Annotated in this window: 20 protein-coding genes; 5 read left to right on the top strand and 15 right to left on the bottom strand. The window is 73.7% G+C overall.

Annotated elements, in window-relative coordinates; genetic code table 11:
- Positions 1-17: 17 nt before the first annotated feature.
- The 5 genes from bioD to bioB form a co-directional block, all read right to left on the bottom strand.
- Complete coding sequence (gene bioD, locus JQN72_RS03915; protein ID WP_204133859.1) at positions 18-725, bottom strand: dethiobiotin synthase; 708 nt, start codon at positions 723-725, stop codon at positions 18-20.
- Between the two features lie 16 nt (positions 726-741).
- Positions 742-1,869, bottom strand: a complete 1,128-nt coding sequence (locus JQN72_RS03910; protein WP_204133858.1) for an 8-amino-7-oxononanoate synthase — start codon at positions 1,867-1,869, stop codon at positions 742-744.
- Positions 1,870-1,945: 76 nt separating this feature from the next.
- The gene (locus tag JQN72_RS03905; protein ID WP_204133857.1) at positions 1,946-3,253 is read right to left on the bottom strand and encodes an adenosylmethionine--8-amino-7-oxononanoate transaminase; all 1,308 of its coding nucleotides are present in this window, start codon (positions 3,251-3,253) and stop codon (positions 1,946-1,948) included.
- Between the two features lie 53 nt (positions 3,254-3,306).
- Positions 3,307-3,549, bottom strand: coding sequence for a hypothetical protein (locus JQN72_RS03900; RefSeq protein WP_204133856.1), 243 nt, complete (start codon positions 3,547-3,549; stop codon positions 3,307-3,309).
- A gap of 9 nt (positions 3,550-3,558) precedes the next feature.
- Positions 3,559-4,572: a biotin synthase BioB gene (gene bioB, locus JQN72_RS03895; RefSeq protein ID WP_204133855.1), complete on the bottom strand. Its 1,014-nt coding sequence runs from the start codon at positions 4,570-4,572 to the stop codon at positions 3,559-3,561.
- 206 nt (positions 4,573-4,778) lie between these two features.
- On the opposite strand from bioB, the gene JQN72_RS03890 reads away from it, so the two are divergent.
- Positions 4,779-5,183, top strand: coding sequence for a hypothetical protein (locus JQN72_RS03890; RefSeq protein WP_204133854.1), 405 nt, complete (start codon positions 4,779-4,781; stop codon positions 5,181-5,183).
- 93 nt (positions 5,184-5,276) lie between these two features.
- Here JQN72_RS03890 and JQN72_RS03885 read toward each other — a convergent pair whose 3' ends face one another.
- Entirely contained in the window at positions 5,277-6,014 is a 738-nt protein-coding gene (locus tag JQN72_RS03885; RefSeq protein WP_204133853.1) for an AIM24 family protein, read from the bottom strand.
- 119 nt (positions 6,015-6,133) lie between these two features.
- On the opposite strand from JQN72_RS03885, the gene JQN72_RS03880 reads away from it, so the two are divergent.
- The gene (locus tag JQN72_RS03880; protein ID WP_204133852.1) at positions 6,134-6,643 is read left to right on the top strand and encodes a hypothetical protein; all 510 of its coding nucleotides are present in this window, start codon (positions 6,134-6,136) and stop codon (positions 6,641-6,643) included.
- Between the two features lie 49 nt (positions 6,644-6,692).
- On the opposite strand, the gene JQN72_RS03875 is transcribed toward JQN72_RS03880, so the two are convergent.
- From JQN72_RS03875 to JQN72_RS03850, 6 genes are read right to left on the bottom strand one after another with little or no spacing between them, the layout of a single operon-like run.
- Complete coding sequence (locus tag JQN72_RS03875) at positions 6,693-7,535, bottom strand: M56 family metallopeptidase (protein WP_307812407.1); 843 nt, start codon at positions 7,533-7,535, stop codon at positions 6,693-6,695.
- A gap of 31 nt (positions 7,536-7,566) precedes the next feature.
- Positions 7,567-8,007 carry a BlaI/MecI/CopY family transcriptional regulator gene (locus JQN72_RS03870; protein WP_204133851.1) on the bottom strand — a complete coding sequence of 147 codons (441 nt, stop codon included), beginning with the start codon at positions 8,005-8,007 and terminating at the stop codon, positions 7,567-7,569.
- A gap of 9 nt (positions 8,008-8,016) precedes the next feature.
- Positions 8,017-9,708, bottom strand: coding sequence for a thiol reductant ABC exporter subunit CydC (gene cydC / locus JQN72_RS03865; protein WP_204133850.1), 1,692 nt, complete (start codon positions 9,706-9,708; stop codon positions 8,017-8,019).
- Entirely contained in the window at positions 9,705-11,285 is a 1,581-nt protein-coding gene (gene cydD, locus JQN72_RS03860; protein WP_204133849.1) for a thiol reductant ABC exporter subunit CydD, read from the bottom strand. Before cydD ends, cydC begins: the two co-directional genes overlap by 4 nt.
- A gap of 19 nt (positions 11,286-11,304) precedes the next feature.
- On the bottom strand, positions 11,305-12,336 hold the full coding sequence (cydB, locus tag JQN72_RS03855) for a cytochrome d ubiquinol oxidase subunit II (RefSeq protein ID WP_204133848.1): 1,032 nt from the start codon (positions 12,334-12,336) through the stop codon (positions 11,305-11,307).
- Between the two features lie 16 nt (positions 12,337-12,352).
- The gene (locus tag JQN72_RS03850; protein ID WP_204133847.1) at positions 12,353-13,810 is read right to left on the bottom strand and encodes a cytochrome ubiquinol oxidase subunit I; all 1,458 of its coding nucleotides are present in this window, start codon (positions 13,808-13,810) and stop codon (positions 12,353-12,355) included.
- 131 nt (positions 13,811-13,941) lie between these two features.
- Between JQN72_RS03850 and JQN72_RS03845 the strand changes: the two genes are divergently transcribed.
- Together JQN72_RS03845 and JQN72_RS03840 are read left to right on the top strand one after the other, a co-directional pair.
- On the top strand, positions 13,942-14,373 hold the full coding sequence (locus JQN72_RS03845) for a helix-turn-helix transcriptional regulator (RefSeq protein ID WP_204133846.1): 432 nt from the start codon (positions 13,942-13,944) through the stop codon (positions 14,371-14,373).
- Positions 14,374-14,382: 9 nt separating this feature from the next.
- Positions 14,383-14,826, top strand: coding sequence for a VOC family protein (locus JQN72_RS03840; RefSeq protein ID WP_204133845.1), 444 nt, complete (start codon positions 14,383-14,385; stop codon positions 14,824-14,826).
- Between the two features lie 122 nt (positions 14,827-14,948).
- Here JQN72_RS03840 and galE read toward each other — a convergent pair whose 3' ends face one another.
- The 3 genes from galE to JQN72_RS03825 form a co-directional block, all read right to left on the bottom strand.
- Complete coding sequence (gene galE / locus JQN72_RS03835) at positions 14,949-15,968, bottom strand: UDP-glucose 4-epimerase GalE (protein WP_204133844.1); 1,020 nt, start codon at positions 15,966-15,968, stop codon at positions 14,949-14,951.
- Between the two features lie 4 nt (positions 15,969-15,972).
- Positions 15,973-16,353, bottom strand: a complete 381-nt coding sequence (locus tag JQN72_RS03830; RefSeq protein WP_239100085.1) for a phage holin family protein — start codon at positions 16,351-16,353, stop codon at positions 15,973-15,975.
- 85 nt (positions 16,354-16,438) lie between these two features.
- Positions 16,439-17,281: an aldo/keto reductase gene (locus JQN72_RS03825; RefSeq protein WP_204133842.1), complete on the bottom strand. Its 843-nt coding sequence runs from the start codon at positions 17,279-17,281 to the stop codon at positions 16,439-16,441.
- A gap of 73 nt (positions 17,282-17,354) precedes the next feature.
- Here JQN72_RS03825 and hisC point away from each other — a divergent pair, with 73 nt between their 5' ends.
- Positions 17,355-18,458 carry a histidinol-phosphate transaminase gene (hisC, locus tag JQN72_RS03820; RefSeq protein ID WP_204133841.1) on the top strand — a complete coding sequence of 368 codons (1,104 nt, stop codon included), beginning with the start codon at positions 17,355-17,357 and terminating at the stop codon, positions 18,456-18,458.
- Positions 18,459-18,574 lie beyond the last annotated feature (116 nt).

The following is an 18,574-nucleotide window of genomic DNA, read 5'->3' as shown; positions in this document are numbered from 1 at the left end:
GCGGTGACGGCGGTCGGTCAGGCGATGTCGAACCACGAGGGCGCGGCCGCGGTGAACGACGCGGCGTCCATCCGGCCGGCGCCCTCCGGGACGCGTCCCCAGAGCGGCGTACCGGTGACCCGGGGCAGGTCGTACAGGTTCTCGGTCTCGGCGAGCCCGGGGGTGTCCGGCCAGGACCCGACGACGACCCCCAGCAGCGGCAGCGAGCGGGCCGCGAGCGCCTCGGCGGTGAGTGCGGCGGTGCTGAGCACGCCGAGCCCCGCCGATGCGACGAGCACGACCCCGCAGGACACCCCCTTGTAGCGCAGCGCGGTCCCGAGGTCGGCCAGCGTTCCACCCCGGGAGTCGAGCCGGACGAGCAGGCCGCCCGCTCCCTCGACGAGGGTGATGTCAGCCTGCGCGGTGATCTCGCCGATCCGCTTGGCGTGCACGGCGACCGGTGGCAGCGGGACGCCCTCGCGCCGGGCCGCGGCCTCGGGAGAGAGGGGGTCGCGGAGCCGGACGAGCTCGTGGACGGGCAGGTCTTCGCCGGCCAGTCGGCGGACGTCGTCGACGTCCCCCGGCTCGCCGGGGGCGAGCCCGGTCTGGGTCGGCTTGACCACCGAGACGGTGCTGCCGCGCCCACGCACGAGCGCGGCGAGCGCCGCAGTGACGACGGTCTTGCCGACACCGGTGCCGGTCCCCGTGACGAGGACGACGGACGGCAGCGCGCGGGGGTCGGACATCGGACGAGGCGTGCTGTCAGACCCGTGCGGGGACGAGGTCGGCGAGCACGGCGCACGCGCGCTCGAGGTCGTCCGGCCCGTGGTCGGCGTGCGCGGTGAGCCGCAGCCGCGAGGATCCGTCCGGGGTCGACGGCGGGCGGAAGGCCCCGATCCGGACGCCCTCGGCCCGGGCGCGCTCGACCGCCTCGACCGTCTCGTGCGGGCCGGGCATCTCGACCGACATGACGGCCGCCACCGGGACGGGGATGCCGCAGGCCTCGGCGAGCCGGGCGGCGTTCGCGTGCACCAGCGCGAGGAGCTGCGGGTGCTCGCGGAGCACGCCGACGGCGGCCAGCGCCGCCCCGGCGGACGCGGGGGCCAGGCCGGTGTCGTAGACGAACGGACGCGCGGTGTTGACGAGGTGGTCGCGGACGACCGGGTCGGCGAGGACGACCCCTCCCTGGGCCGCGAACGACTTCGAGAGGGTTCCCGTGGCCACGACGTGCTCGGCGCCGAGGGCGCCTGCCGCCGCGAGGAGGCCCGTACCGTCCGGCCCCAGGACACCGAGCGCGTGCGCCTCGTCGACGACGAGCAGCGCCCCTGCCTCGGCGGTCAGGGCGACGAGGTCCTCGATCGGTGCGGCGTCGCCGAGCACCGAGTAGACCGACTCGGCGATGACGACGGCCCGGGGGACGTCGCGGCGGGCCAGGAGCTCGGCGACGTGGTCGACGTCGTTGTGCCGGGCGACGTTGACCGCCGCCCGGGAGAGCCGGCAGCCGTCGATGAGCGAGGCGTGCGCGTGCTCGTCGCTGACGACGAGGGTGCCGGCGTCCGCCAGGCCCGCGACGACGGCGAGGTTCGCCTGGTAGCCGCTGGAGAGCACGAGCGCCGACGGCGCGCCGGTGAGCCCGACGAGCGCCCGCTCGAGCTCGTCGTGGACGTCGAGGGTGCCGGTGACGAGGCGGGACGCGCCCGCGCCCGCGCCGTAGGTCTCGGCGGCGGCGACGGCGCCCGCCACGACGGCAGGGTGGTGCCGCAGGCCGAGGTAGTCGTTGCCCGCGAGGTCGACGACGTCGTGCGCCGTGGTCACCGAGAGTCGTCGGACCAGCCCCGCGGCCTCCCGGGCGGCGGCGGCGTCCCTCATCCAGTCGAGCGGCCGGGTCATGGGGTCCGATCCTGCCACGACCCGGTCGGTGCCAGAGGGGGGCACCGTCCGGCCCGGTCGCCGGCAGGAGGAGGGCTCAGCCGTGGACGTCGGCGACGGCGCCGACGAGCGCGGCGGTCACCGTGGCGAGGTCGTCGTCGGACGTCACGTACGGCGGCATCGTGTAGACGAGGTCGCGGAAGGGGCGCACCCACACCCCCCGGGAGAGCGCGGCCGCGGTGACCTCCGTGACCCGCACCGGCTCGCGCAGCTGCAACACGCCGACCGCGCCGAGGGTGCGGACGTCGGTGACGGACGCGAGGTCGCGGGCGGGGGCGAGCCCGGCGCGCAGGGCGGTCTCGACCCGGGCCACCTCGCCGGGAGTGTCCCGGGCAGTGAGGAGGTCGAGGTTGGCGTTCGCCACGGCGCAGGCCAGCGGGTTGCCCATGAAGGTCGGGCCGTGCATGAGCCCGCCGGCCTCGCCGCGGCTCACACCCTCGGCGACATCGCGGGTGCACAGCATCGCGGCGAGGGTGAGGTAGCCGCCGGTCAGGGCCTTGCCGACGCAGAGGATGTCGGGGGTCGTCGCGACGCGGTCGCCGGCCCAGCGCGGGCCGGTGCGGTGGAAGCCGGTGGCGATCTCGTCGTGGACGACGAGCGCGCCGTGCTCGCGGGCGAGCTCGTGCAGGACGGCGAGCGCACGCGGCGGGTACACGTGCATCCCGCCGGCGCCCTGGAGCACCGGCTCGACGACGACGGCGGCGATGTCGTCGGCATGCTCGGCGAAGAGCACCCGGGTGTCCTGCTCCCAGGCGAGCAGGGCGGGGTCGTCCTCGGAGAGGTCGTCGCCGGCCGGCGGGCGGGGTGCGAAGACGTGCTCGGGCAGCAGGCCGCGGAAGAGGCTGTGCATCCCGCCCACCGGGTCGGTGACCGACATCGGGCTGAACGTGTCGCCGTGGTAGCCGCCGCGGACGGTGAAGAAGCGGGTACGTGGCCGGCCCGCGGCGAGATGGAACTGCAGGGCGGCCTTCATGGCGACCTCGACCGACACCGAGCCCGAGTCGGCGAGGAACACGTGCTCGAGCCCGTCGGGTGCCAGGTCGACGAGGCGACGGGCCAGGCCGACCGCGGGTTCGTGGGTCAGCCCGCCGAACATGACGTGGGCCATCCGCCCCAGCTGGTCGCGGGCGGCGGCGTCGAGCTCGGGCACGCGGTAGCCGTGGACGGCGCACCACCACGAGCTCATGGCGTCGATGGCCTCCCGGATGCCGCCGTCCGGGTCACGCAGCCGCAGCCGGACGCCTTCGGCCGACTCGACCACGTACGCGTCGCCCGGGGTGAGCGCCGAGGAGTACGGATGCCAGACGTGGTCGCGGTCGTAGGCGATCAGCTCGTCCGGGGTCACCGCCCCATTGAACCGTCCCCGTCGGTGGGCCGGCGTCGCCGGGGCGGCCCGGGTCAGGACCAGGTGGAGCGTTCGACGCTGCCGTGCCGGCTGCACGTCGCCGTCCACGCGCCCGGCGTCACCTGGACCTGCATCCGGCGTCGGCACTGCATGCAGTACCGCGGCGGCTCGAGGGCGGCCCGGGCGGCGCATCGGGCGTGGTCGCCACCGGCGAGCTCCGTGCCGCACTGCCCGCACCAGACGCCCGGGCCGTCACCCCGGGCGACCGGCCCGTCCGGGTCCACGTCAGCGAACACGACTGCCGCTCAGAGGGTCTCGTTGAGCGCCTTGATCGGCATCTCGAGCTCGTCGAGCAGCGCGAGGTCCTCGGACGGGTCACGGCCCAGCGTCGTGAGGTAGTTGCCGACGATGACGGCGTTGATGCCGCCGAGCAGCCCGTCGCGGGTGCCGAGGTCGCCGAGGGTGAGCTCGCGGCCGCCGGCGTAGCGCAGGATCGTGCGAGGCAGGGCGAGCCGGAATGCCGCGATGGTGCGCAACGCGTCGGAGGAGTCCATCGGCTCGAGGTCGCCGAAGGGCGTGCCGGGGCGCGGGTTGAGGAAGTTGAGCGGCACCTCGTGCGGCTCGAGCTCGCCCAGCTGGGCGGCGAGCTCGGCGCGCTGCTCGATCGTCTCGCCCATCCCGACGAGCCCGCCGCAGCAGAGCTCCATCCCCGACTCCTTGACCATCCGGCAGGTCTCGAGCCGCTCGTCGAAGGAGTGCGTGGTCACGACCTGCGGGAAGTACGACCGTCCGGCCTCGAGGTTGTGGTTGTAGCGGTGCACACCCATGTCGACGAGGTCGTCGACCTGCTCCTGGGTGAGCATCCCGAGCGACGCGGCGACCTCGATGTCGACGGCGGCCTTGATCGCGGCGACGCCCTCGCGCATCTGCTCCATGAGCCTCTCGTCCGGCCCGCGCACGGCCGCGACGATGCAGAACTCGGACGCCCCCGTCTCGGCGGTCTGCTTCGCGGCGCGGACGAGCTCGGGGATGTTGAGCCACACCGAGCGCACCGGCGAGGTGAACTGACCGGACTGCGAGCAGAAGTGGCAGTCCTCGGGGCACCCGCCGGTCTTGAGCGACACGATGCCCTCGACCTCGACCGCCGGGCCCTGGTACCTCATCCGCACCTCGTGGGCGAGGGCGAGGAGGTCCTGCAGCCGGTCGTCGCCGGTGCGCAGGACCGCGACCACCTGCTCCTGGGTCAGCGGGACCCCGCGCTCGAGCACCTGCTCGCGCGCGACGTCGAGGATGTCGGTGCCGGTCACCTGTGCCGTCATGCCGAGCATTCTGGCCCACGACGTGTCCGGGGCGACGGCCCGTCCTGGTGGGGAGACCCTCGGGTGGCCGGTCGAGGTTCCGATAGCCGGAGAGAATCGTGTCCGACGGCGGTGGCGGAGGTCGCGTGCCAGACCACGCACACGATGCGGGTTTATGGTTCTGGTGGGTCCGCGTGGGCCTGGAACAAGGACTGCTGATGCGTCTCATGGCCGATACTGACGAGGGGATGATCGTGCACCGCACCGCACGGAACGTCGGGCAGTACGCGCTGCTCGTCCTGGCCGCCACAGTGCTCGTCGCCACGTGGGTGACCGCCCTGGCGAGCGGTGGAGCGCCGATGGCGCCGACGCCTGGCGAGGCGGTCGGCCTCAGCGCGGGTCCGGCCGTGCTCGGCTCGCTCGTCCTCGTCGTCTCCGGCTGGCGCAGCGATCGGCTGCCCGACCTGCTGCGGGGTTTGGCTGTCGCGTGGGCGGGCTATCTCGTGTTCGTCCTCGCCTACGTCGTCGGCGGTGGGCCCCGGATCCTCGCGCCGGCCGGCGTGCTGGGGGCATCCGTGATGGCCGTGGGCGCGGTACGGCTCGTCCGCGCTCGTCCGCGGGCTGGCGCCTGACCGGTCCGGTCCGCCCGGCCCACGCTCGCCGGCCCCCAGCCCGGCGGGCGGGGCTCCGCCGGACCACCGTCCGGCGGCGCCCTGTCGTGGCCGTCAGCCGCCGAGGAACTCGCCGAGCATGCCGCCGGCGCCGCCCTTGTTCCCACCGCCGTTCTGGTGGCCACCGTCGGCGACGTTCTCGGCCGGCTGGACGAGGACGTACCCCTGCCCGCCGAACGCCATCTGCAGCAGCTCCCCGGTGCCACCGCGGATCATCGAGCCGAGACCGCCGGTGTCGACCCGGACGTCTATCGAGACACCCGAGGTCCACAGCACGACCGCCTGGGCGTCGGCGTAGGTCGGCGAGGACGCGACGTCCAGCGCCACCGGGTCGCCCTTGGTCGTCACGGCGACGTACCCCGTGCCGCGGAGCGAGACGTTGTACAGGCCGCCGGTCATCATCCCGCCGCGGGCCTGGATGCGGTGGATGTCCCACTGGATCGAGCTCGAGAACGCGAGCACGTTGTTGCCGTTGACCGAGACCATGTCGTTCTCGAGGTACATGACCTGCACCTCGGCGGCCTCGTCGGCGACGAACAGCTCCCCGCTGCCGGTGCACTCCATCATCCGCACGCCCTCGCCGGTCATCGCCGACTTGAGGAACTTTCCCATCCCGCCGGAGCCCTTGTTCTGGAACCGGACGTCCCCCTGGTAGGCGACCATCGACCCGGTCTTCGCCTGCACCGGCCCGTAGCGCATGTCGATGCGCAGCAGCTTCTTGTTCTGCAGCGCGAACGGGTCCTGGGTCTCCTTCTCGCGGAAGTCCTGGAACAGCGAACCGTGGATCGTCATGGGTGTCACCTTCCGTGGGTGGGTGCCCCTGCACCCGTCGGCGTCCAACGCTAGAACCGACGGACGGCCCGCGACTATGGTTCCGAAGGACCACCAGGGAGCGACCAGGGAGGACCCGGATGAGCCTCTTCGACCGTGCGAAGGCCGCCGCGAACGACCTCGCGGCCAAGGCGGACGTCGCGATGAGCAACGCGGGGGTCAACGTCCCGGGGATGGGTGGCGACCGCGCCCTGCGCGACCTCGGTGTCCTCACCTGGCTCGAGGCCACCGGCCGCCCCGTCTCCGCCGAGGACCGCGAGCGCGTGATGACCACGCTCCGCGAGCTCGAGCAGGCCGGCCGGCTGGGCCCGCTCACGGTCGCCCCGGCCGAGCCCTACGGCACACCGCCACCGCCACCAGGGCCGGCGGGCGCCGCACCCCCGCCTCCTGCGGGCACGACCCCACCGCCTCCGCCCGCAGCACCGCCTGCTCCGGCTGGGGCCATGCCGGCCCGTGACGTCCCGCCACCGCCGGCCCCCGGGTCGCCCGCGGACGTGGCCCGTCCGGACCTGCCGGACGACGCGGCGCCTCCGCCCGCCCCGCCGACCGCTCCTCCTCCGCCGCCCCCACCCAGCTGGGCCAAGGAGTGACCCCCGGGACCCCGAGCGACGCGAGCCCTGGGGTCCCCGGGCGCCGCGCTCAGGCCCAGGCCAGGACGAGCAGCGCCACCGGCACGACGAGGGCGGTGAGCGCGACCCCGTAGGCGGCGAGTGCGAGGCCCGGCCGGTCCCCGGCGACCAGCAGGCGCATGCGCAGGGGTGCCGAGGCCCCGGCGATCGTCCCACCGTCCGGCACGCGCCCCTCGGCGATCGCGACGAGGGCACGCGCCGTCGCGACCTCACCGCTGCGACGGACCGCGGCACGGTCCGCCAGGGCCTCCACGAGCAGGCGCACCTCCGCGAGCGCCGAGGCCGAGCGCAGTCGCCCCGGCACCGACTCGTGCAGCACGGTGAAGAACTCCAGGAGGAGGTCGTGCCGGGCCCGCAGGTGCGCGCGCTCGTGGGCGACCACGGCGCTCAGCTGGTCCTCGGGCAGGGCGTCGAGCACACCGCGGGTCAGGACGACGCGGTGACCACGCCCGGGGATGCAGTAGGCCGTCGGCGTCGGGTGCTCGAGGACGACGAGCCCCTCGCGCTCGCGGTCCCCGATGATGTCGACGAGCTCGCGATGGTCGGCACGTATCGCGCGGATCCGGGTGCCCACCATGTGTCCGGACACGAGCACGCGGGCGAGCACCACGGCGGTGATGCACAGCGCCAGCCCGGTGAGCCAGGGATGGTCGCGCACGTCGTCCCCGCGCAGGGCCGTGGGCAATGCCGCCGGAGCGACGACGAGCGCGCAGAGCAGACCCCCGAGCGAGACGGCCTGCCACGCGACGAGCGCCGCACGGGGCACGCGGCGCAACGCGGCCCGCCCGGCCATGACGCCGGGCGCCACCCAGACGAGGATCACGGCCAGCCCGGCGAGCACGAGCGGGACCACGAGGCCATCGTGACAGGTGCGCCGCAAGCCGTCAGCGGTGCCGGCCTCCACGCCGCCGCGGGCGACCGGCGTCCGCGGAGCCGGCACGGGCCTCGACCTCCGCGAGCGCGGCCTTGAGGTCGGCGATCTCGTCGGTGCTCGCGCCGTCCAGGAAGTGCAGCAGGGCGGACCGGCGGTCGGTGACGGCCATGTCGTCGAGGGTGCGCCGCATCGTCCGGGCCGTGAGGGCCTCCCGCGAGTCGGCGGGGAAGTAGCGCCAAGCGCGCCCCTCCCGCTCGCGAGTCACGAGCTCCTTCTTCGCGAGCCGGTCCAGCACGGTCATGACGGTGGTATAGGCGATGTCGCGGTCGCGCTCGAGGGCCTCGTGCACCTCGCGGACCGTCGCGCCGTCCGTGCTGCCGGCGTCCCACAGCCGCTCCATGACGACCCGCTCGAGGTCGCCGAGACGGGGTGACGAGGTCGAATGCGGCATGGCTGCTCCTTACTGGTGGGTGCCCGGCGAGGGGGCACCGAGGTCGAGAACGGCGTCGAGGCGGTCGGTCGCCTCGGGTCTGTGGCTGACGAGGACCACGGTCCTCCCGCGGGTCGCGTCGAGGACATCGTCCATGACGGCGGCGGCGGTGGGATGGTCGAGGTGGGCGGTGGGCTCGTCGAGCAGGATGACGGGTCGGTCGGCGAGGACGGCACGAGCCACCCCGAGACGGGTGCGTTCTCCGCCGGAGAGGCCACGGCCGCCGCTGCCGAGGCGGGTGTCGAGACCGTCGGGCAGGGCGTCGGTCCAGGCGCCCAGGCCGGCGAGAGCGAGGGCCCGCCGGATGTCGTCGTCGGTCGCGCCGGGACGGGCGAGGCGGAGGTTCTCGCCGAGCGTGGACGCGAAGACGTGGGGCTCGTCGTCGACGACGGCGACGTCCGCGCGCGTCGTGGCGAGGGGGAGGTCGCGCACGTCGGTGCCGTCGACGGTGTGCCGGCCGCGGGCGACGTCCAGGTGGCGGGCGAGGACGGCGAGCAGAGTGCTCTTGCCCGAGCCGTTCGGGCCGACGACGGCGACTTGCCGCCCGGATCCGAGGTCGAGGTCGGTCGGGGCGAGCTGCTCGGGGCCGCCGGTCCAGGAGGCGGACGCGCCCTCGAGCCGCACCGCCGGGCCGTGCTGCAGGCGTGCTGCCCCCGCGTCCGTCCCCGTGGCCCGGTTCGCGGAGCATGTGTACCTGTGCTCCGGATGGTGGGCAGAAGGCTCCGGGTCGTGCACGGCGGGCTGCTGGTCGAGGAGCGCGTCGAGCCGGGCCCGGCTGCCCTGGGCGCGGGCCAGGGCGCGCATCGTGTCGACGAGCGGCGCGAGGGCCTCGCCGACGGCCACCGGTACGAGGACCAGGAGCGCGGCGACCGGGGCGCCGGTCACCGCGGGGTCGACGACGAGCGCCGCCGTCACGGTCGCCGCCGCCGTGCCCAGCAGGACGAGGGCCGCGACGAGCGCCCGGCCCCGGCTCTGTCGCCGGACCGCGGCCCGCCACGTCGCGTGCGCGTCGTCGAGCCAGCCGAGGGCGGTCTCCTCGGCCCCGATGGCCCGCAGCTCGCCGGCCTGCCGGGCGACGAGGTCGCCGACCCGCGCCGTCTCGGCGCGGGCCGCGAGCAGCTCGTCCCGCGAGCGGGACTCGACCCACCACGCGAGGGGGCACCCGGCCGCGAGGACGACGAGGAGCCCGGACACAACGACCCCGACGGCGGGCGCGAACCACGCCGCGAGGACGGCGGCGCCGAGCCCGGCGAGCGTGCTCGAGACGAGCGGCACGGTGACCCGGACCTGCGCCTCGACGACGTCGGTGAGGTCGTCCACCACCCCGGTGAGCACCGCCGAGCGGGACCGCCGCCCGAGCCGGGCCGGGGTGAGCGGCACGAGCGCCGCGTAGACCGCGCTGCGGCGCTCGGCGAGGTCGGCGAGCGCGGCGTCGTGCGACACGAGCCGCTCGAGGTAGCGGAAGAACGGCCGGGCCGTCCCGAACGCGCGGACGGCGACGATCGCGGTGAGCAGGGTGAGGATGACCGGCCGCTCGCCGGCCCGCACGACGAGCCAGCCGGACGTCGCGGTCAGGGCGATCCCGGCGCTGGTCGCGGCACCGCCCAGCAGGCCGCCGGCGACGGTGGCGCGGGTCGGCCGGACGACGGTCGTGGCGTTCATCCGTGCACCGCCGTCCCGGTCGCCTTGACGACGACGTGCCGGTCGGCCCGATGGGCGAGCCCCGGCCGGTGGGTCACGACGACGACGGTGCGCCGCTCGGCGAGCTCGCCGAGGAGGTCGTGCACGAGCTCGCTCGCGGCGTCGTCGAGATGGGCCGTGGGCTCGTCGACGAGCAGCACCGGCGCGGTCGAGAGCGTCGCGCGGGCGATGGCCATCCGGGCCCGCTGCCCCGCGGACAGCCCGATGCCGTCGTCCCCGAGCGGGGTGTCGAGCACCCGGGGGAGCCCGGCGACGACGCCGTCCAGGCCGACCCGCCGCAGCGCCTCCCACAGCGCGTCGTCGGTGGCGCCGGTCCCGAGCCGCGCGGCGTCCCGGAGGCTCCCGGCGGGTAGGAAGGGTCGCTGGGACACGAGGTGGGACCGGCCCGCGGCCACCGTGCCGCGGGTCGGGGTGCGCAGCCCGGCGAGGAGCTCGAGGACGGTGGACTTCCCCGCGCCCGACGGGCCGGTGAGGACCGTCAGCCCCGGGCCGGCCTCGAGGTCGAGGTCGACGAGGACGGGGGACGCCGAGCCGGGGTAGGTGTAGGTGACCCCGCTCATCCGCACCCCCACGTCCTCTGCGGGGGTGGAGGCCCGGGGGGAGTCGGTGGCGAGCTCGTCGAGGACGGCGGCCACGGCCTCGGCGCCGTCGGCGGCGCTGTGGAACTCGGCCCCGACCCGCCGGATCGGCCAGTACGCCTCCGGGGCGAGGAGGATGGCCAGCAGCCCGGTCTCCAGACCCACCGTGCCGTGCGTGAGCCGCAGCCCGACGGTGACGGCGACGACGGCCACCGAGATGGACGCGAGCAGCTCGAGTGCGGCCGACGACATGAACGCGAGGCGCAGGGTGCGCATGGTCGCCATCCGGTGCCGGCGGCTGACCTCGGCGACGACCTCGACCTGCCGCTCGGCCCGTCCGTACCCGACGAGTGTCGGCAGACCGCGCATGACGTCGACGAAGTGCCCGGCGAGCGAGCTGAGCGCGTGCCACCGGCGCTCGGTCTCGTCCCGGGTCGTGGCACCGATGAGCGCGGCGAACAGCGGCAGCAGCGGGAGGGTGAGGACGACGACGAGGGAGCTCAGTGGGTCGACCCACAGCAGCGCACCGACCGCGAGCACAGGTACGACCGCACCGGCGACGAGCGCGGGCAGGAACCGTGCGGCGTAGGGCTCGACCGCCGAGACGCCCTGGGCGGCGAGGGTGGCCCCGCGGTCCGGGTCCGGGCGCTCCTCCGCGGGGACCGCGAGCCACCGGCGGAGCAGCGCGCTGCGCAGCGCGGCGGTGACCTCGACCCCGGCCCACGCCGCGACCCGCTCGGCGGCCCAGCCGAGCCCCCCCCGGACCGCGAGCAGACCCGCGAGCCAGGCCGCCGGCCCGGTGAGCCCGCCGTCGTCGACGACCGCGACGACCAGCGCCGCGAGGGCGAACGCCGTCGCGACCGTCGCGGCACCCTGGAGCACGCCGACCGCCGCCAGGACGGCGACGGGGCGGCGGGCCTGCGGTGCGACCGTGAGGACGCGGGGGTCGAAGGGTCTCATCGGACCGGAGGGCCTGCGGCTACTTCACCGCGACCGCGGTCGGGATGTGCTGGGTTCCGATGCGCTTGCGGAACGCGTAGTACGTGTAGCCGGTGTAGAGGAGCACGATCGGCGTGAAGACGAGTGCGGCGCCGGTCATGATCTTCAGGGTGAGCGGGCTGCTCGAGGCGTTCTCGATGGTCAGCGACTGCCCCGTGGCGAGGGTCGTCGGCATGACGTCCGGGTAGAGCGCGAGGAAGTACGTCGCCACGACCGTCGCCGCGGTGACGGCCGTCCCGGTGAACGCCCAGCCCTCGCGGCCCTTGGTGTTGGCGGCGATGGCGGCGAGCAGTGCAACGGCCGCGACGACCGTCGTCACCCAGGACCACACCGAACCGGTCGCGAGGCCCAGCCAGAGCAGCGTCACGACCGCGAGGCCGGCGGTGACGAGCCCGAGCGTCGTCCCTGTCCTCCGGGCGTCCTCGCGGACACCGCCGGAGGTCTTGAGCGCGAGGAAGAACGCGCCGTGGGTGAGCGAGAGCGCGAGCACGGTCAGCCCGCCGAGCAGGCTCAGCGGGTTGAGCAGCGTGAACAGCGTGCCGGTGTACTCGAGGTCGGCGTCGATGGGCAGTCCGCGCACGACGTTGGTCAGCGCGACGCCGACGAGGAATGGCGCGGCGACCGAGCCACCGATGATCGCGAGGTCCCAGCGGCGGCGCCACGTGTCGTCGTCCCGCTTGTGCCGGTACTCGAAGCCCATGTTGCGCACGATGAGCGCGACGAGGACGAGGAGTAGCGGCAGGTAGAAGGCGGAGAACATCGTGGCGTACCACTCGGGGAACGCCGCGAACGTCGCCCCGCCGGCGGTGAGGAGCCAGACCTCGTTGCCGTCCCAGTGCGGGCCGATCGTCGTGAGCATGACGCGGCGGCGCTTCTCGGTGTCGGCGGCGTCGCGGCCGACGCCGAGCGAGGGGAGGAGGGCACCGACCCCGAAGTCGAAGCCCTCGAGGACGAGGTACCCGGCCCAGAGGAGACCGATGAGGCCGAACCAGACGAGCTGCAGAGTGTCCATGTGTGCGTCCCGGTGATCAGTAGGCGAACTGGAGGGGGGCGTCCTCGTCGGCATCCGCGTGCTCGGCCGGGTCGACGAACGGCTCGGCCCCCTTGCGGACGTAGGTGAGGAAGAGCTTGACCTCGACGACGGCCAGCGCCGCGTAGAGGAGGGTGTAGACGACCATCGAGACCCAGACCTCGCCGACGCTGACCGACGGCGAGACGCCGGTGGCGGTCGTCATCAGGCCGTAGACGAGCCAGGGCTGGCGGCCCATCTCGGTGAAGATCCAGCCCCAGCTGTTGGCGAGGACGGGCAGGAGCGGGGTGAGCACCGCGACCCAGGTCCACCAGCGGGCCTGCGGCACGGCGCTCTTGCGGGTGGCCCAGAGGGCGAGCCCGGCGAAGAGCATCGTGAGGAAGCCGAAGCCCATCATGAGCCGGAAGGTCCAGTAGGCCACCGGGATGATCGGCGTGTAGTCCTCGGCCGCGACGAGGCGGGCGACGTCCGGGCCGTACTGCGCGGCGACCTCGTCGGCCATCGCGCGCTCGGAGTCCTTGAGCTCGTCGATGCCGTCGACCGTGCCGCTGAAGCTGCCGGTGCCGAGGAACGAGAGCAGGCCCGGGACCTCGATGATCCGGGTGGCCTCGGAGCCGTCGAGCGAGCCGATCGACAGCACCGAGAACGGCGCGTTGTCGGTGGTCTCGTAGAGGGCCTCTGCCGCGGCCATCTTCATCGGCTGGACCTCGGTCATGATCTTGCCCTGGACGTCGCCGGAGACGACGACGCCGAGCGAGGCGACGAGGGAGACGACCGCGCCGACCCGCACCGCCTTGCGGTAGACCGGCTCGTCGTCGGTGCCGGCGTCGCGGCGCAGCAGCCAGAGGGCGACGCCCATGACGACCGCGCCGCCGACCATGTAGGAGCCGAACAGCACGTGGGGGAAGGTGACGAGCTGCACCTTGTTCGTCAGCACGGCGACGAAGTCGGCCATCTCGGCGCGTCCGGTCTCGGGGTTGAAGCGGTACCCGACCGGGTTCTGCATGAAGGAGTTCGCGGCGAGGATGAAATAGGCGGACAGCACCGTGCCGATGTGGGTCAGCCACATCGTGCTCGCGTGCAGCTTCTCCGGGATGCGCCCCCAGCCGAAGATCCACACGCCGAGGAAGGTCGACTCGAGGAAGAACGCGAGCAGCGCCTCGAACGCCAGCGGCGCGCCGAAGATGTCGCCGACGAAGCGGCTGTAGTCCGACCAGTTCATCCCGAACTGGAACTCCTGGACGATGCCGGTGACCAGCCCGAGGGCGAAGTTGATGAGGAAGAGCTTCCCGAGGAACTTCGTGAGCCGGTAGTACTCCGGCCGGTGGGTGCGGACCCACTGGGTGTGGAAGTACGCGACGACGGCGGACATGCCGATCGTCACCGGCACGAAGAGGAAGTGGTAGACGGTCGTGATGGCGAACTGCCACCGGGCGACGTCGAGCGAGGATCCCATCAGCGCTCCTGCGGTCCGGACGAGCTGTTACGACGTGACGTAGTAAAAACTACACGCCGTCGTAGTCGTGTGTGGCGGGACCCCCGGACATCGACCCGTCCTGGCGGTGTGAGCGCTGGCACACTGACGCCATGCAGCGGGATGACCTCGTCCGGCTCCGCCGGGCGCGCGACCGGATGGACCGCGACTACGCCGAGCCGCTCGACGTTCCCGCGCTCGCGGCCGAGGCGCTGATGTCGCCCGGACACTTCCACCGGATGTTCCGCGAGGCCTACGGCGAAACGCCCTACCAGCACCTCATGACGCGTCGCATCGAGCGCGCCGCGACCCTCCTGCGGCGTGGCGACGTCAGTGTCACGGACGCGTGCGTGGCCGTCGGATGCACCTCGCTCGGGTCGTTCAGCAGCCGGTTCACCGAGCTCATGGGGACGACCCCGAGCGCGTTCCGCGCCGCGGAGCACGCCACCGCCGCGGCCCTCCCGTCGTGCGTCGCCAAGGAGGTCGACCGTCCGCGCCGCGAACGGTCACGTTCGGAGAAGCGGGCGGCCGCGTCCCGGGCCTAGCCTCGCGGCATGGACACCACGACTCCTCCGGCCACCTCGACCCTCGCCGTCGCGAACGTGTTCCTCGTGGTCGACGACCACGAGCAGGCGCTGGCGTTCTACCGCGACGTCCTCGGCTTCACCGTCGTCGGCGACCACTCGCAGGGCGAGTTCCGCTGGCTCAGCCTCACCCCGCCCGCGCAGCCGGACCTCGTGGTGACCGTCCAGTCGGTCGGCGGCGGCCCGCACACGAGCGACGAGGACCGCGCCTCGATCGACACCCTGCTCGCCAAGGGGCTGCTCACACCGGTCGTCCTCACCTGTGCGGACGTCGACGCGGTCTTCGAGCACGTGCGGGCGTCCGGCGCCGAGGTGATCCAGGAGCCGATGGACCAGTTCTACGGCGTGCGCGACTGCGCGGTCCGCGACCCCGCGGGCAACCTGCTGCGGATCAACCAGCCCCTGCCCGGCTGAGACCCCGGTTCGTCTGCGAGACACCGGCTCGGAACCGCTGTCTCGCGCACATTTCGGGGTGACCCCGAAATGTTGGGAGGGGTGAGGCGGGTGGGGCGACGGGGCGAGACGGCGTCCGGCGGTCAGGCGTCCGGGTAGCCCTTCGGGTTCTGCGACTGCCAGCGCCAGGTGTCGGCGCACATGTCGTCGACCGTGCGCTCTGCCCGCCAGCCCAGCTCGGCCTCGGCGCGGGTCGGGTCGGCGTAGGACGCTGCGATGTCGCCCGGACGGCGGTCGACGACCTCGTAGGGAAGCTCGTGGCCGCACGCGCGCTCGAAGGCGTGCAGCAGCTCGAGCACCGAGGTGCCGCGGCCGGTGCCGAGGTTCCACGTGGACACCGGGGCGTCGGTCTCGCCGAGCCGGTGCAGCGCCGCGACGTGCCCCGCGGCGAGGTCCTCGACGTGGATGTAGTCGCGCACGCCGGTGCCGTCGACCGTGTCGTAGTCGTCGCCGAAGACCCGCAGCCGGTCGCGCCGCCCCACGGCAACCTGGGCGATGTACGGCATGAGGTTGTTCGGCACGTCGGACGGGTCCTCGCCGATGGTCCCGGAGGCGTGCGCCCCCACCGGGTTGAAGTAGCGCAGCAGGGCGATCCGCCACGTGGGGTCGGCCGCGGCGACGTCGCGCAGGATCTGCTCCTGCATCACCTTCGTCCAGCCGTAGGGGTTGGTCGCGGACGTCGGCAGGTCCTCGTGCATCGGCACCGGCGCCTCGGCCCCGTAGACCGTGGCCGACGACGAGAACACCATCCGCTTCACGCCGTGCCGGCGCATCGCCCGCACCAGCGAGAAGGTCGACCCGAGGTTGTTCTCGTAGTACTCCAGGGGCTTCTCGACGCTCTCGCCGACGGCCTTGAGCCCGGCGAAGTGGATGACCGCGTCGAACGGCTCGTGCGCGAAGAGGTGCTCGGTCTTGTCCTGGTCGGTGAGGTCGAACGAGCGCAGGTCGAGGGGCAGCCCGGTGAGGTGCTCGATGCGTCCGACGACCGTGGGCTTGGCGTTGGCGAAGGAGTCGACGACGACGACGTCGTGCCCGGCCGCGACCAGCTGGACGACGGTGTGGGACCCGATGTAACCGGCGCCGCCGGAGACGAGGACGCGCACCTGGTCAGTCCTCGTCGAGGAAGATGCTCAGCACCCAGGACACGAGGGTGATGACGACGGCGGCGAGCACGGCGTCCCAGAAGAACTCGTCGATGCCGAACGACAGGCCGACGGCGTCGCTGAGCCACTCGGTGATCTGGAGCATGAACGCGTTGACGACGAACGTGAACAGCCCGAGCGTGAGGATGACGAACGGGAACGAGAAGAACCTCACGATCGGCTTGATGACCGCGTTGACCAGCCCGAAGAGCAGCGCTACGAGCAGGATCGTCACGACCTTGGCCGGCCAGCGTGCCTCGTCCTCGGCGAGGTCGACCCCGGAGACCACGAGAGCGGCGACCCAGAGGGCGACCGCGTTGATCCCGACTCGGAGAAGGAAGTTCATCACGCGGCCAGTCTGGCACGGCCGGCTGGGCGGCGGCCGTGAGCCCGCCGTGCGGAGCCGGTGCCGGGACGGCGGCCGTCCGCCGCTACATCTCCTCGTGGCTGTCCGGGTCGCTCCCGGAGATCCGACCGCCGGCGCGGGCGAGCCCTGAGATGGCGGCGAGCTCGTCGTCGGTCAGCGAGAACCCGGTGACCTCGAGGTTCGTGCGCTGCCGATCCGAGGTCGCCGACTTGGGCAGCGGCATCGACCCGAGCTGGACGTGCCACCGGAGGATGGCCTGCGCCGGTGTGACGCCGTGGGCGTCGGCGGCCCTGACGACCGGCTCGGCGTCGAACGGCGCCTGGCGCTTGCCGAGCGGGCTCCACGCCTGGGTGAGGATGCCGAGCCGGGCGTGCACGGCGCGCATCTCGTCCTGCGGGAACATCGGGTGCAGCTCGACCTGGTTGAGAGCGGGGGTGACGCCGCTCTCGGCGATGACCCGCTCGAGGTGGGCCTCGGTGAAGTTGCTGACGCCGATGGTCTCGACCAGGCCCTCCTGCTGGGCCTCGACGAGCGCCGACCACGCCTCGCCGTACAGGTTCCGGCTGGGGTTGGGCCAGTGGATGAGGGCGACGTCGATGCGCTCGACCCCGAAGGCGTCGGCGGAGTCCTGCAGCGACTGGAGGGCCAGCTCGCGGGCGTGGAAGCGGCCGGGGATCTTGGTCGCGAGGCGGACCTCCTCGCGCGGGACGCCACTGCGGCGCAGCGCCTCGCCCACCTCGGCCTCATTCTCGTAGTTCACCGCCGAGTCGAGGTAGCGGTAGCCCGCCTCGAGCGCGGAGACCATCGCGGTGATGCCCTCCTCACCCTTGAGCGGGTAGGTGCCGAAGCCCACGAGGGGAGCGGTGGTGCCGTCGGCGAGCTGGTGGTCGGTGGCGTCCGAGGTCATGGTCGTCACGCTACGCGTCGGGGATGACACGGGGGCCTCCGGTGGCCGGGCCGGCGCCCCTACAGTGGACGGCATGACCGTCGACCCCGGGGCCCACGCAGCCGGCCCGGTACGGCTGCGCACCGCACTCGGCTCGCTCCCCGCCTACACGCCCGGCCGCCCCGCGACCCTCCGCGACGGGCTGGTCGCCTACAAGATCTCGAGCAACGAGAACCCCTTCCCGCCACTGCCGTCCGTGCTCGACGTCGTGCGGGACGCCGCCGCCGGGCTGAACCGCTACCCGGACATGGCGGTCACCGCGCTCACCGAGGCGCTCGCGGCACGGCTCGGCGTGCCGGCGGCGCGCATCTCCACCGGTCCGGGATCGGTCGGCGTCCTCGACCAGCTCGTCCGCGCCACCTGCGACGACGGCGACGAGGTCGTCTTCGCGTGGCGCTCGTTCGAGGCCTACCCCATCCTCACCACGCTGGCCGGCGCCGTGCCGGTCATGGTGCCGCTGGCGCCCGGCGCCCGGCACGACCTGGACGCGATGGCCGACGCCGTCACCGAGCGCACCAGGCTCGTCCTCGTGTGCACGCCGAACAACCCGACGGGGACGAGCGTCGGCGCGGCCGAGCTCGACGCCTTCCTCGACCGCGTGCCGCCGCACGTCCTCGTCGTCATCGACGAGGCGTACCTCGAGTTCGTCGACGCCCCGGACGCCCCGGACGCGCTGGCCGTCCACGCGGCCCGCCCCAACGTCGTCGTGCTGCGCACGTTCTCCAAGGCGTACGGCCTCGCCGGGCTGCGGGTCGGGTACGCCGTCGCGCACGAGCCGGTGGCCGAGGCGCTGCGCAAGGCCGCGCTGCCGTTCGGGGTCGGCTCGCTCGCCCAGGTCGCGGCCGTCGCCTCGCTCGACGCCTTCGACGAGCTCGACGTCCGGGTCAAGGAGATCGTCGCCGAGCGGGAGCGGGTCGTCGCCGCGCTGCGCGAGCAGGGCTGGGACATCCCCGACCAGCAGGCGAACTTCGTCTGGTTCGACCTCGGCGAGGACACCGCGGCGTTCGCGCAGGCGTGCGACGCCGAGGGGCTGACCGTCCGGCCCTACCTCACCGACGGCGTGCGCGCCACCATCGCGGAGCCGGAGGCGAACGACCGTCTCGTCGAGGTCGCGGGCCGCTTCCTCGCCTCCCGCTGAACTTCCCGCCCGACCTCCGCGAACGTGTGTGAACACGCCGCGGAAGGTGCGGCGTGTTCACACACGTGCGGGCGGGGGGGGGGGGGGCGGGGCGGGGGTGGCGGCGGGGGCCCCCG

The organism is Phycicoccus sp. CSK15P-2 (assembly GCF_016888005.1).
Lineage (GTDB): Bacteria > Actinomycetota > Actinomycetes > Actinomycetales > Dermatophilaceae > Phycicoccus.
The sequence above is the reverse complement of the archived record's forward strand: the minus strand, read 5'-3'. Positions and strand labels throughout refer to the sequence as shown.

Coding starts and splice junctions, on each gene's coding strand:
- bioD (WP_204133859.1), bottom strand. CDS start 725: ATGTCCGACCCCCGCGCGCTGCCGTCCGTCGTCCTCGTCACGGGGACC.
- JQN72_RS03910 (WP_204133858.1), bottom strand. CDS start 1,869: ATGACCCGGCCGCTCGACTGGATGAGGGACGCCGCCGCCGCCCGGGAG.
- bioB (WP_204133855.1), bottom strand. CDS start 4,572: ATGACGGCACAGGTGACCGGCACCGACATCCTCGACGTCGCGCGCGAG.
- JQN72_RS03890 (WP_204133854.1), top strand. CDS start 4,779: ATGGCCGATACTGACGAGGGGATGATCGTGCACCGCACCGCACGGAAC.
- JQN72_RS03885 (WP_204133853.1), bottom strand. CDS start 6,014: ATGACGATCCACGGTTCGCTGTTCCAGGACTTCCGCGAGAAGGAGACC.
- JQN72_RS03880 (WP_204133852.1), top strand. CDS start 6,134: ATGAGCCTCTTCGACCGTGCGAAGGCCGCCGCGAACGACCTCGCGGCC.
- JQN72_RS03870 (WP_204133851.1), bottom strand. CDS start 8,007: ATGCCGCATTCGACCTCGTCACCCCGTCTCGGCGACCTCGAGCGGGTC.
- cydC (WP_204133850.1), bottom strand. CDS start 9,708: ATGAACGCCACGACCGTCGTCCGGCCGACCCGCGCCACCGTCGCCGGC.
- cydD (WP_204133849.1), bottom strand. CDS start 11,285: ATGAGACCCTTCGACCCCCGCGTCCTCACGGTCGCACCGCAGGCCCGC.
- cydB (WP_204133848.1), bottom strand. CDS start 12,336: ATGGACACTCTGCAGCTCGTCTGGTTCGGCCTCATCGGTCTCCTCTGG.
- JQN72_RS03850 (WP_204133847.1), bottom strand. CDS start 13,810: ATGGGATCCTCGCTCGACGTCGCCCGGTGGCAGTTCGCCATCACGACC.
- JQN72_RS03845 (WP_204133846.1), top strand. CDS start 13,942: ATGCAGCGGGATGACCTCGTCCGGCTCCGCCGGGCGCGCGACCGGATG.
- JQN72_RS03840 (WP_204133845.1), top strand. CDS start 14,383: ATGGACACCACGACTCCTCCGGCCACCTCGACCCTCGCCGTCGCGAAC.
- JQN72_RS03830 (WP_239100085.1), bottom strand. CDS start 16,353: ATGAACTTCCTTCTCCGAGTCGGGATCAACGCGGTCGCCCTCTGGGTC.
- JQN72_RS03825 (WP_204133842.1), bottom strand. CDS start 17,281: ATGACCTCGGACGCCACCGACCACCAGCTCGCCGACGGCACCACCGCT.
- hisC (WP_204133841.1), top strand. CDS start 17,355: ATGACCGTCGACCCCGGGGCCCACGCAGCCGGCCCGGTACGGCTGCGC.